The following is a 12,238-nucleotide window of genomic DNA, read 5'->3' on the forward strand; positions in this document are numbered from 1 at the left end:
TCCCTGCTGTTTATTTGTTATACAAAAGAAAATAGGTATAGCATTTTCTTTGCTTATCCGCCTTGTGTGGCACCAATGATGGTAATATGGTCGTTGGCATTCAGTACGTGAGATGCCCAATTGATTTTTGGAACAATATTGTTGTTGACGGCTACAGCAATACCCTGTTGAGAGAACTGCTGTTCTTCAATCAAATTCAATAGTGTACTTTTCTCTTGGCAATCAATAGGACGCTGATTGATGAGGACCTGCATACACAATTCAAAATTTATAGTAAATAACTAAATGTGATAAGCTTTAGGAGGGCAGACACATGGGAGAGAAGTCGATAAAGGTGGACTATATCCTGTAGCTGCTTTTCCCTACGGCAGTGCTAACTGCATCAGGTTCAGAGGGTAAGATCTCAGTTCGTATACCGACTTGTGGTACAGAACACCCCTAAAGCGTCCGCAAGTTAAATTATTACACTAAACAAATGCAAATATTTTAATTTCTTATTTTGAAACATTGCTATCTGTGGCAATAACTTACATCACTTGCGTATTAGGTTAACAAATAGGGTAGAGGGTTGTTCGAGAATATTCTAAATAAATGAAGTGAGAAAGTGTAAGTGATTGAGAATAATCTTAATGTGTATTGTTTTTAGGCTTTAATTTACATTGAGACGTAAAAAATAAGGCCAGCGTTAAAAAATAGCTGGCCTTACCGGTAATCATATCTCATATGCTATATATCAATTAGTGAATCCCTTCTTCTCATCTTTCCTGCAGGAATACCAAACATCATCTTGAAACGACGACAGAAGTATGCAGTGTCCTTATAGCCTACCTCTTGGCCAATTTGTCGAATACTCTTTTTGGAAGTACGCAATAGTTCTACTGCCTTTTCCATTCTTTGGTACTCAATGTAATCTTGTGGGTTGATACCTGTCAGCATCTTAAAGTACTGCCCTACATAGTCTTCAGAAACATTCGCGACCCCTGCCAATACTTTATTGGATAGATCTCCTGATAGCTCTTTCTTGATGTAGTTGAAGATATCAATCAAACGAGGATCCTTGAAGTAGTTGCTATTAGTAGCCAGTTGTTCAACGAACATATTTCTTTCTAGAATATGGCGGAACAATTGGATGATCAAGTACTCCGTCAACAAGTTAGTGACTCTTGACTTACCGGCTACTTCAGAGTTATTCTCCTGAGAGATTTTTTGCACCAAATCCTTCAATAGGATATTGTCTGAAATGATAAAAGGAGGTAGGTCCAGAGAGGTAAAGAAGTTGACAGAATCAAATGCTTTCACATCAAAGGTTACGGTCGTAAAATTAGTGTGAACTACTTCTTCGACCATGACATCACTTGATGGTGCCCCATGTTGTCTCAAGAATTGCTCACGTTTGTTCATGAATACCTCATTCATAATCTCATCAGTCTCTTGTGCTCCAAAGGTAATCTGTGCTGATTTACCTCCTGGTAGAAACATAAGAGATCCTGGACCTGCTTCTTGCTGATTATCCAGTTTGATCATGCCTGAGTTCACAAGAATGAGAGAGTTTTGCACATCATAAAAGTTATTCACTTTTACTGGCTGAATCACATTCAGTGTATTCGATCGAATAAACTTGATATTTAGTGACTCAATAATTTTGTTATAATCATCAATCATGGCACTTGGTTTAAGATTAGTAAAGGTTACTAGGAATCGGTAGCATGTTGTTTATAATACATTCAATATAATACAGTAACGTACTGCATAACTAAAATAGTATTTTTTTAATTTAATAAAAAAAGTTCAAAAAATCTTTTTTTTAAATATTCATTTATTCTAATGGAGATAAACATTATTGTTTTCGCTTTAATCCCCATATATCCATAAATCTTATAAGTGCATTTAAGAATGTCCATATAAGATTTCATCCTTAGCTTATAATTAAAATATGATGTTTTTTAGAAAAATTCAATACTTTCTGCATTGAGTTATTTGGATTATGCAGTAAGAAAGTACAATAAAGCTTTTTTAAAGTGTAAGAAAAGTTACCGAAAGAGAAGCCCGTGTAAGCCAAACAGGTAAGATTATGTGTCTCATAGGTTTTAGGCTACCTAAAAGGCGAAGAAATCCATGTAATAATTTTTAGAATTCTTTCACCTTATTTTTTCACTTTTTGGAGGTTATTATTAGGCTTCAGTCGTTTTTTGCTGCAGATGCACTTGAATAAGGACGCCAATATTCTGCACCATGTCACCCAACATACTAAGATGGTGCTTGTCGAGGGAGTGTAATAAGTTAAGGACAACAACTCCTACGTTATTCCCTTTAACTTGCAGAGGAACAATAACAATTTCTTTGGGGAGCTGTGCTCCTAGGCCTGACTGTATAACTGGGGTTGTTTCAGGAATATCTTTAATGATATAGTGGTTTTTAAAATGAATGGCTTCCCCTAAGAGTCCTTCCCCAAAAGGTATATACTTTGGGGTGTTTTCTTGAGAAGCTACTCCATAGGAAGCCAATAACTCTATCATTTTTTCTTTAGGGTGAATAATATAGAGTTGGGTACTTCCTGACTCAAAGACATCACTTAGTTCCTTAACGACACAATGACTAACCTCTTCCAAATAGCTGCAATTCAATAGAAGTTTATTGAACTTATGTAAATGGTATAAGCTTTCACTTTCCTGTTGGTAGAGAAGGGATTGTTTTTGGAGGTGTTCCTGTAAATTGATTAGGGTATTTCCGATTTCATCCTGTGGAGCAATAGGGTAGTTTTTATCATAGGTCTCCTGAATAAAATCATCAATAATCTCTTTATGTGTCCATAAATTCATTTGCTTTTCTAAGTAAAAGACCTGCTTAGCTGCAGCAATACTTTGCCTGTTTAATAAAATACTAATCATCACCCCCACACAGAAATGTAAAAAACCCACAATCAATAAGGTTAGTAGATTTAATTGTAATCCCATAAGGGTGACTCCTCCTTGGGACTGCTCAAGTAATTGATGGATCCAATACCCTTTGGTAAATAAAAATAAGACCAGATAGAAGGTGTGGTTAGCCATATAAAAAAGTAATAAAACTCTCCAGTCTCTAAAGAGTACCAATAAGGTCATCATAGTGAAGTAGAGGAGCTGTGTGCTGGAGATGTCTTTCAGTTCAAAAGTGAACTGTAATTGCAAAGTTAATAAGACGACCACTAGCAAGTATACCTGCTCTGAGGATTTGAGTTCTCCATACTTAAACATCAAGATATAAAAGGTCAGGGAGAATAAGGAGAACCCTAATGCAATCCCCCAAGTGTCGTAAATAAGGGATAACACTAAGCTTACACTAAAGAGAAGGAGTAATAAGTAATTGAATAGTGTAAAGGCTGCTTGATAAAAAGACTGATTATACTGTTCTAACTCCTGATACGATAAAGGGTATTGTTTCGCATTGATTAATAAAGACATGGGCTTTTGATGGGTCTATAGGTTATTTTTTTAGTTCAACCAATTTGTGTTACTAAATATTATGCATTAATCTGAAAAAGTACAATATTATATTACATCAATAGATTCTTTAGTGCTTGTATGGAATATTTATTTGTACAGAAATGATATACAAGCTTCTATTTCTCGATAGCTGAAAACAAGACCTCTTTATTATTATGAGTACGTCAAAATATATTCTATCCCTGGACCAGGGAACCACTAGTTCAAGAGCTATTATTTTTAATCACCAAGGAACGATCGTTTCCATGGCGCAAAGAGAGTTTACGCAATATTTCCCTAATGATGGATGGGTCGAACACGACCCTATGGAAATTTGGTCTTCCCAATTAACTGTAGCCGAAGAAGCTTTGAAAGAAGCGAATCTACAGGCAAGTGATATTGCTGCCATGGGGATTACCAATCAGAGGGAAACGACATTGGTATGGGATAAGGAAACAGGAGTCCCTGTATATAATGCAATTGTCTGGCAGGACCGCCGTACAGATACTTATTGTGACCGTTTGAGAGGAAGAGGCTTGGAAAACCTCATTCGCAACAAAACAGGGTTATTGATAGATCCTTATTTCTCAGCTTCCAAGATTCGATGGATATTGGAGCAGGATACGGAGATACGAACAAAGGCAGAACAAGGCCAATTATTGTTTGGAACGGTTGATAGCTGGCTAATATGGAAACTTACCGGAAAACAACAGCATGTCACAGATGTCACCAATGCCAGTCGCACCTTATTATTCAATATTCATGACCTCGAATGGGATGAGAGTCTTTTGGATATCTTTGAAGTACCTAGCCAAATGCTTCCAAAAGTGCATTCTTGTAGTGAGCATCTTGGTGAAGTAAACTGTCAATCCTCTTTGGATGGTATTCCGATTACAGGAGTTGCAGGAGACCAACAAGCAGCTTTATTTGGACAACTATGTATCCGTAAGGGAATGGTGAAGAATACCTATGGAACAGGATGCTTCTTGGTAATGAACACAGGAGATAAACCAATCATCTCTAATCATAAGCTTTTATCTACCGTTGCTTGGAAGATTGGAGATCAAGTGCAGTACGCCTTAGAAGGGAGTGTTTTTATGGGAGGAGCGGTAGTACAATGGATCAGGGATGAATTGGACTTGATTTCGGATGCTGCAGAGATCGAAGCATTGGCATTGCAAGTTGCAGATAATGGAGGGGTATATTTTGTTCCTGCACTTACCGGACTGGGAGCGCCTCATTGGGATCATTACGCTCGTGGAATCATTATTGGATTGACACGGGGTACAAATAAGGGACATATCGCCAGGGCTGCTTTGGAAAGCATATGTTTTCAATCCCTGGAGGTGATGAAGGCGATGGTCGCAGATTCAAGTATCTACCCTAAAGTGATGCGTGTAGATGGAGGAGCTGTAGTGAATAATCTATTAATGCAGACACAAGCAGATCTATTAGAAGTGCCTGTGGTCCGTCCAAAGATATTGGAAACAACGGCCCTTGGTGCCGCATATTTGGCAGGGTTAGCAGTGGGCTTTTGGAAAGATATTACGGAACTGGAAAAGAACGCTCAGCAAGAAAGAATATTCCGACCAAGCATGTCAGAAGAAGAACGTAACAAACTGGTACAGTTATGGACCAAAGCGGTAGGCCGTTGTAAAGATTGGATACCTGCCTCATCTTCCACCGTCAAGTCTTGAATTACAGCATTTAATTAGAATAGAGATGAAAAGGGAAAATATGCTTTCTACGATCCATCAGATGAAGGATCAAGAATGGGATCTATTGGTTATTGGAGGAGGTGCTTCCGGATTGGGCGTCGCTTATGATGCTACCTTAAGAGGATACAAAACGTTGCTTCTGGAGCAGTCGGATTTTGCAAAGGGAACCTCATCAAGAAGTACGAAATTGGTACACGGAGGAGTACGCTATCTGGAGCAAGGAGATATATTGATGGTCAAAGAAGCCCTCTATGAAAGAGGGGTATTAATGGAAAATGCACCTCATCTGGTACAAAACCGAAAATTTGTCGTTCCGGCATTTGATTGGTGGGAAACTCCTTACTATACAGCGGGGTTAAAAATCTATGATATGATGGCAGGGAAATTAGGGTTAGGTCCTTCTGAAAGTATTTCCCGGGAAGAAACTATCAAAGCATTACCGAATATCAATCAGGAAGGATTGAATGGAGGAGTAACTTATTATGATGGTCAGTTTGATGATGCCCGTCTGGCGATTACTCTGGCACAATCCATTGCTGATTATGGAGGAACATTATTGAACTACGCAAAGGTAACCCAGCTTCATAAGAATGAGGACGAGCAAATTGCAGGAGTACAAGTAGAAGACCTTATTAATGAAGAGCCAATAAAAATTAAGGCGAAGGCAGTGGTTAATGCCACGGGAGTGTTTGTTGATGGTATACGGTCTATGGATAAGGCGAGAGCACCACAATCTATTCAACCTAGTCAAGGGGTACACATTGTCTTGGATCGATCATTTATGCAGGGAGATACAGCCTTAATGATTCCAAGGACGGAAGACAAAAGAGTGTTGTTTGCTGTTCCTTGGCATGATGTCATCATTCTAGGTACCACAGATACCCCAGTTGATTCTCCAACCTTGGAGCCTGTAGCACTTTCTACAGAGGTTGATTTTATCCTAAAAACGGCTGCCCGTTATTTATCCAAAGCACCCACAAGAGATGATATTAAAAGCGTCTTTGCTGGTTTGCGTCCTCTTGCAAAGCCGGATGCTTCAGATACGAAAAGTACCAAGGGGATGTCAAGGTCTCATCAGGTGATTATTTCGGACACAGGGTTGATCTCGGTTATAGGGGGTAAATGGACCACTTATCGAAAAATGGGAGAGGATGTTGTCAACCTATACGAAGAGCACCTCAAACTTTCTTCTCAGCCTTGTCTGACAGAGAGTACCTTATTACATGGTTACCAAAAAGAAGTGGACTTTGATGACCCTTTGAGTGTCTATGGAAATGATAAAGGAAAATTATTGCAGCTGATTGAGAGAGAACCGGCATTAGGAGAGAAAATCCATGCTGATCTACCGTATTTGAAAGTACAAATCCTTTGGGGTGTTTTATTTGAAATGGCGCAAACCGTAGAAGATATTTTGTCAAGAAGAACGCGGGCCTTACTTTTGGATGCAAAAGCCAGCGTTGAGGCAGCACCCATGGTCAGTGAGTGGATGGCAGAGATATTGGGAAAGAGTACTGAGTGGCAACTGAACCAATTATCAGAGTTTACTCAATTGTCTGATAGCTATAGACAAATCCGAAACGATGAGCCTGAGTTTTAACGGCAAACAGCATTAACTAGAACAGATGTATAAAGTAGAGTATAAAAGACACATTCTGGACTTTAATTTCCCTGCTCGTACCTCCAGAGGAGCAATACAACAAAAGGAAACCTATTTCATCAGGATCTTTCGACCGGAAAACCCTACGATAACAGGTATAGGAGAATGTAGCCCCCTTAGGGGATTGAGTATTGATGATCGCCCCGATTATGAAGACTTTCTAAGAGAATGTACCCGGCAGTTGTCCCAAATGGAAGACCTTAAGCGCTTCCGAAGTATTCCAGGGTTGGAAGAATACCCTAGTATAGCTTTTGGGATAGAGATGGCCGTATATGATTACCTGAACGGAGGAACCAGGGACTTCTTTGGAAATGATTTTAGAAAAGGTACTCAACGTATACCTATTAATGGATTGGTATGGATGGGCGATCGTGACTTTATGCTTGAGCAAGTAAAAACAAAGCTAAAGGCAGGGTTTGATTGTATCAAGATTAAGGTAGGGGCAATCAACTTTGAGGAAGAATGTGAACTGATAGAATACATCCGTAGTAACTATACACCGGAAGAGATTACGATTAGGGTAGATGCTAATGGTGCTTTCACTGCAGCGGATGCTTTAGAAAAATTACAGCGACTCGCTTCTTATCAACTACACTCTATTGAACAACCTATTAAGGCAGGGCAAATAGAGGTAATGCGTGAACTTTGTCAGCAAACGCCTTTACCTATTGCACTGGATGAAGAGTTGATTGGTATAAAAAGTAGTGAGAAAGCATCTCTATTGGACCGTATATCGCCTCAATATATTATTCTAAAGCCGTCTCTTTTGGGCGGATTCCAACAATCAGAAGAATGGATCAATTTGGCAGAGGAAAGAGGAATTGGTTGGTGGATGACCTCCGCCCTAGAGGCTAATGTAGGCTTGAATGCCATTAGTCAGTTTACGGCACAGTATCCGGTGACGATGCCTCAGGGATTGGGAACGGGACAATTGTATCACAATAATATTGATTCACCTCTAACGATAGAAAAAGGAGAGCTTTATTATGATACCACCAAAGCGTGGGGAAGCTTAGGGTAATAAAGTGAGGGCTTCCACAATGTCGTCAACTTAAGGAAATAGTGCATATATCAAGAGTAGTGTAAACCCGCTTCAGGTCTTATCATTACATGACGTGGTGGAGCCTAAGACCAGTTTCTACCTTTTTACTTTCAACTTAAGTGAAAAGCATTGAGGGCGACCCTAGTGGGTCGCCCTTACTTTAATAACTCAAACATGCAAAAGCCATAATATTGGCTCCCATCCTCAAAGCATTAATTCTTACTTCCTCAGGATCATTATGGATCTCCTGATCTTCCCATCCATTTCCCAGATCACACTCATAGCTATAGAAACAAACGAGGCGACCTTCGTAAATGATTCCTAGCCCTTGGGGACGTTTCCCGTCATGTTCGTGAATCTTTGGAAGTCCATTGGTGAAATCGAATTTTTGATGGTATATAGGGTGTGTGAAAGGCAGCTCTACAAACTCAAGATTAGGAAATACTTTTTTCATTTCTAGACGGACAAACTTGTCTAAACCATAGTTGTCATCAATATGAAGGAATCCTCCGGAAATAAGATAGTTGCGCAGATTCTCTGCTTCATCATCTGAGAAGACAACATTTCCATGTCCTGTCATGTAGACATAAGGGTAGGTGAAAATTTCCCCACTGCCGACTTCTACTACTTCATCCTCTGGATTAACATTCATACCCAGCTGGTTATTGCAGTAATCGATCAGATTAGGCAGGGCAGTTTTGTTCGCATACCAGTCACCTCCTCCATTATATTTTAGCTTCGCAATTTTAAAAGAATATTGTGCTTGGAGTAAAGAGGTTCCTCCTATAAATAGTAGAAAGGTCAGTAAATAAGTTTTTTTCCACATGGTCGTATTTTAGCGCTATTGTTTAAACTCTTAAGATTAGCTATGTCTTTAGATGTAAATACATTTGCTCTTCTATCAGGAAAAGATAAAGTATTCTTTTTTTAAGCTGGTGAAAAAAAATGCTTTCAGCAAATCCTCCTTAAAAAAATGCTGTCGTACGACCCTACACTTCTACATACCAACCAATAAACTGGTCTTAGGGTCCTCCCTAAGACCTGAAGCGGGTTTGTACTTCTCTTTCTATATGTAGTGTTTTCTTAAGTTAGCACCTAATCCCTTATCTGCAATAGATTAAGCGTATGGCAAGCTGCCAACGCCGCTGTTTCTGCCCTTAATCTACTTTTCCCTAGACTAACCGCTTTAAACCCATGCTGCTTGGCAAAAGCGACCTCTTCTTCTGTAAAGCCTCCTTCCGGCCCAATAAGGACGCAGTAATTCTTATTCGGAGATGCTACCTTGAAAAGGTGATGGTCGGGATTCTCCGGTACATAGGCAATAAACTTTTCATCAGCCTCTACATTGCTGACGAATTCCTCGAAGGGCGTCAGTTCTCCAATATTGGGTAAGTGAAGCTTACGGGATTGTTTCATGCCCGAAACGGCTATTCGCTGTACGCGATCCGTCTTGACCACTTTACGCTCAGAATGATGGGTTAGCATAAAGCTGATTGCATCTACTCCGATCTCTACGGCTTTCTCTACAAAAAACTCTGTTCGATCCATATTTTTTGTTGGTGCCATAGCAATATGTATACGACCTTCTGAGGTTCGATCAAAATACTCATAACGATCAATCGCTAAAACGCATTTTTTGGGATTAGCCTCCTTGATTTGGCAATCATATACGCCTCCTTTTCCGTCCCGCAGCTGAAGTACATCACCTGTTTGCATTCGCAATACTTTTACGGCATGCTTACTGTCTTCTGCTGGAAGGGTACATGTTGTATGGTCCGGCTGTACCTCTGGATGAAAAAAGACTCTCATAATATTTTTATTCCATGTTTTCTATGAAAAGCACTTCCCTGTTTTCGGGTATTCTTGATGCTTTGTCGTTTAAAATGATCAATTCCCCTTTTTATAATACATATATTCAGGGAGTGCAAATATGCCTTGATTATTGGGAATGCACAATAGCTTTTGTGACAAAACAATGCAAAAAGGAAGGGAGAAGGCGATAAGAATAAAAGACCATTAAAAAAAAGACGTGTATATCAGTGGGTAATCTTACTTAAACTTTTATTCAACACTCTTTTTTAAAATAGTATATTCTTAGCAAACCTATTGCTATAGTCTATATGCCCTTATTACTTCCATTCCGAGCGTACCGTTACCATACTGATATTAATCTCTCTGCAGTTATTATGCCTTTAGAAAATGCTCCACAAGTGATTAATAGGTTTGAGCATCAACATAGCAGCAGTCATCTAATGTACCCCGATGAGGGAGGTAAAAGCTTATCAGCTATGAAATGGTGGCAAAAAGCCTTGAACGAAAAGGTGGTAATTCGGGATGAGAAAGCAGCCTTGTATATATACGAGCAATCTACTCCAGATAGCAGTGGACAGGGGAGGTCTCTACAGAGAGGAGTCATAGGAATGATTTCTATGGAAGATGACAAACAATTGCTGCTTCATGAGGAAGTTATTCTTGAGCAATTGGAGCAAAGAGTTCGTCTTTTAGACACTACGGGTATACAAAGTAGTCCTACACATGGATTTTATACGCTAGAAACAACCTTGCTGGAAGAGTTGATGGAAGAAGCTTTACATGTTCATTGCATTGTTTCACATGAGTTTCAGGGTACCACTTACCGTATCGGTAAAATTACTGATCCCAAAAAGATTGCCTTGTTTCAAGAAGTACTGGGGGCTGTTCCTGCCTATCTGGCTGATGGACATCATCGCTATAGAAGTAGTCAGGTGTTGTATCATAGGGATAAGAGTGCTTCCTATCATTTGATTTATTTGACCAACATAACACATAACGACATGAGTATTCTACCAACACATCGCTTGCTGAAAAATGTTAGAGATTTTTCTCTGGACCGAATGATCTCCGCTTTGCAACCGTATTTCCATTGTGAGGTATGTGCCTCTCCTGAGGAGGTAGTAAAGCAACTGAAAGGACGTTATGGCTTTGGGTTGATCCATCGCAATTATGCTCTTTCGTTGACGCTTAAGGCAGGGTTATCTAAGCATATCCCTTGGGTGATGGATGAGTCGGTTAAAGATATTGCGACAACGGTACTACATTATTACTTGATCGAAAAGGTGTTTGGGATTAGTGGACAAGCTCAGGTGCAAAGTAGACTGATCGCTTATCAAAATGATTTGATAGATTGCTTGGATGAGCTCAATGCGTTTAAGACAGACTATATTTTACTGAATAATGGTGTGACTGCGGAGGAGTTAATGAACGCTACTAAAAAAGGGGAGCGCATGTTGCCAAAATCAACTTGTTTTGTCCCTAAGATGGTAAGTGGGCATATTTTTGGAGATATTCGCTCTTTATAAGGTCAAGCGTATTAATGATTTACAGATTAGTCCAATTTTTTCTTGGGATAAGTTTTTCAATGCAATTTTATTTAGTAAATTTGCAAGCCTAAATCTGAGAATCATGAGAAAAGAACAATCTCCATACAGTATAGATATCTATAATCTGAAAAATGGACAGCATCAGTTTGAAATGCAAGTAGATAAAGCGCTACTGGAATATTTCCAATCCGATGTTATGGAGGATGTCAAAGCCAAGGTTATGCTTACCGTAACCAAGACAGAAACATCCCTGCAGGTAGATATTCATATTGATGGAAAAGTTACTCTTCTTTGTGATCGTAGTTTAGAAGCGTTTGACGAGCCTTTTGAGGTAGATGATACGCTTTACTACAAATTTGGAGAAGCCTTTGAGGAACTAGATGACAATCTTTTTGTTATCCCTGAAAATGAACTCCAAATAGATTTGGCTCAGGCACTGTATGACTTTATCGTCTTATCTTTACCGGCAAAACGAATTCACCCTGACTACAGAGATGAATGGGATGAAGATGAATTACTGGATGAGGATTATGCCATAGAAATTATCTATGAGGGAGAGAAAGAAGATGACAGTGACGACAACGACGAAGGAGATGATGACGATAATGACGACATCGACCCTCGTTGGCAGGATTTGAAAAAACTTAAATAGCAATACAATTTAAAGGAAGTAAAAATGGCGCATCCTAAACGAAAGATTTCGAGAACCAGAAGAGACAAAAGAAGAACTCACTTGAAATTGAGCACTCCTCAATTGACAACATGTCCTACTACTGGAGAAACTCACGTGAAGCACAACGCTTACTGGTCTGAAGGTAAAATGTACTACAGAGGCCAAGTTGTGATTGATAACTCTCCAGCAGAAGAAATTGCTGAGTAATCTCTTTGATTGTCTAATAGATAATCTACAGAAAGGAAAGTCCTTGTGGCTTTCCTTTTTTTTAGTGTGCCGTGCATGGTATTTGGCTAGGTGGTGCAAGTCCACTGTGGGGGATGGTAGT

11 protein-coding genes and 1 riboswitch are annotated in these 12,238 nt (G+C 39.4%); of the genes, 6 read left to right on the forward strand and 5 right to left on the reverse strand.

The features are described 5' to 3' along the window. Positions 1-53 precede the first annotated feature (53 nt). The 3 genes from thiS to ABD985_RS19775 form a co-directional block, all read right to left on the reverse strand. Positions 54-254: a sulfur carrier protein ThiS gene (gene thiS / locus ABD985_RS19765; RefSeq protein WP_345374805.1), complete on the reverse strand. Its 201-nt coding sequence runs from the start codon at positions 252-254 to the stop codon at positions 54-56. A gap of 88 nt (positions 255-342) precedes the next feature. Beyond that, positions 343-450: riboswitch (TPP riboswitch) on the reverse strand. Positions 451-726: 276 nt separating this feature from the next. Then, complete coding sequence (locus tag ABD985_RS19770; RefSeq protein ID WP_345374826.1) at positions 727-1,659, reverse strand: AraC family transcriptional regulator; 933 nt, start codon at positions 1,657-1,659, stop codon at positions 727-729. A gap of 512 nt (positions 1,660-2,171) precedes the next feature. Beyond that, complete coding sequence (locus ABD985_RS19775; protein ID WP_345374807.1) at positions 2,172-3,440, reverse strand: GAF domain-containing protein; 1,269 nt, start codon at positions 3,438-3,440, stop codon at positions 2,172-2,174. A 197-nt stretch (positions 3,441-3,637) separates the two neighbouring features. On the opposite strand from ABD985_RS19775, the gene glpK reads away from it, so the two are divergent. Genes glpK through ABD985_RS19790 form a run of 3 tightly spaced genes read left to right on the forward strand, consistent with a single transcriptional unit; the run spans position 3,638 to position 7,857 of the window. Further along, positions 3,638-5,158 (forward strand): glycerol kinase GlpK, encoded by a 1,521-nt coding sequence (glpK, locus tag ABD985_RS19780; RefSeq protein ID WP_345374809.1) that lies wholly within the window; start codon positions 3,638-3,640, stop codon positions 5,156-5,158. A gap of 25 nt (positions 5,159-5,183) precedes the next feature. Beyond that, positions 5,184-6,776 (forward strand): glycerol-3-phosphate dehydrogenase/oxidase, encoded by a 1,593-nt coding sequence (locus ABD985_RS19785; RefSeq protein WP_345374810.1) that lies wholly within the window; start codon positions 5,184-5,186, stop codon positions 6,774-6,776. Positions 6,777-6,801: 25 nt separating this feature from the next. Beyond that, on the forward strand, positions 6,802-7,857 hold the full coding sequence (locus ABD985_RS19790) for an o-succinylbenzoate synthase (RefSeq protein WP_345374812.1): 1,056 nt from the start codon (positions 6,802-6,804) through the stop codon (positions 7,855-7,857). Between the two features lie 181 nt (positions 7,858-8,038). Here the strand turns inward: ABD985_RS19790 and ABD985_RS19795 are convergent, their stop codons facing one another. Both ABD985_RS19795 and ABD985_RS19800 read right to left on the reverse strand, forming a co-directional pair. Further along, on the reverse strand, positions 8,039-8,704 hold the full coding sequence (locus ABD985_RS19795; RefSeq protein ID WP_345374814.1) for a DUF4159 domain-containing protein: 666 nt from the start codon (positions 8,702-8,704) through the stop codon (positions 8,039-8,041). 269 nt (positions 8,705-8,973) lie between these two features. Continuing rightward, positions 8,974-9,687 (reverse strand): 16S rRNA (uracil(1498)-N(3))-methyltransferase, encoded by a 714-nt coding sequence (locus ABD985_RS19800; protein WP_345374816.1) that lies wholly within the window; start codon positions 9,685-9,687, stop codon positions 8,974-8,976. A gap of 311 nt (positions 9,688-9,998) precedes the next feature. Between ABD985_RS19800 and ABD985_RS19805 the strand changes: the two genes are divergently transcribed. The 3 genes from ABD985_RS19805 (at position 9,999) to rpmF (ending at position 12,117) form a co-directional block, all read left to right on the forward strand. After that, complete coding sequence (locus ABD985_RS19805) at positions 9,999-11,216, forward strand: DUF1015 family protein (protein ID WP_345374818.1); 1,218 nt, start codon at positions 9,999-10,001, stop codon at positions 11,214-11,216. 103 nt (positions 11,217-11,319) lie between these two features. After that, a complete protein-coding gene (locus tag ABD985_RS19810) occupies positions 11,320-11,889 on the forward strand; it encodes a YceD family protein (RefSeq protein ID WP_345374820.1) in 570 nt (189 codons plus the stop codon). 24 nt (positions 11,890-11,913) lie between these two features. After that, the gene (gene rpmF, locus ABD985_RS19815; protein WP_345374822.1) at positions 11,914-12,117 is read left to right on the forward strand and encodes a 50S ribosomal protein L32; all 204 of its coding nucleotides are present in this window, start codon (positions 11,914-11,916) and stop codon (positions 12,115-12,117) included. The last annotated feature ends 121 nt before the right edge of the window (positions 12,118-12,238 follow it).

It is taken from the genome of Algivirga pacifica, from assembly GCF_039543525.1.
Lineage (GTDB): Bacteria > Bacteroidota > Bacteroidia > Cytophagales > Flammeovirgaceae > Algivirga > Algivirga pacifica.

Bases quoted from the DNA above. Each gene is read 5' to 3' on its own strand.
- glpK (WP_345374809.1), top strand. From the start codon at position 3,638: ATGAGTACGTCAAAATATATTCTATCCCTGGACCAGGGAACCACTAGT.
- ABD985_RS19775 (WP_345374807.1), bottom strand. From the start codon at position 3,440: ATGTCTTTATTAATCAATGCGAAACAATACCCTTTATCGTATCAGGAG.
- ABD985_RS19795 (WP_345374814.1), bottom strand. From the start codon at position 8,704: ATGTGGAAAAAAACTTATTTACTGACCTTTCTACTATTTATAGGAGGA.
- thiS (WP_345374805.1), bottom strand. From the start codon at position 254: ATGCAGGTCCTCATCAATCAGCGTCCTATTGATTGCCAAGAGAAAAGT.
- ABD985_RS19800 (WP_345374816.1), bottom strand. From the start codon at position 9,687: ATGAGAGTCTTTTTTCATCCAGAGGTACAGCCGGACCATACAACATGT.
- ABD985_RS19810 (WP_345374820.1), top strand. From the start codon at position 11,320: ATGAGAAAAGAACAATCTCCATACAGTATAGATATCTATAATCTGAAA.
- ABD985_RS19790 (WP_345374812.1), top strand. From the start codon at position 6,802: ATGTATAAAGTAGAGTATAAAAGACACATTCTGGACTTTAATTTCCCT.
- ABD985_RS19805 (WP_345374818.1), top strand. From the start codon at position 9,999: ATGCCCTTATTACTTCCATTCCGAGCGTACCGTTACCATACTGATATT.
- rpmF (WP_345374822.1), top strand. From the start codon at position 11,914: ATGGCGCATCCTAAACGAAAGATTTCGAGAACCAGAAGAGACAAAAGA.
- ABD985_RS19785 (WP_345374810.1), top strand. From the start codon at position 5,184: ATGAAAAGGGAAAATATGCTTTCTACGATCCATCAGATGAAGGATCAA.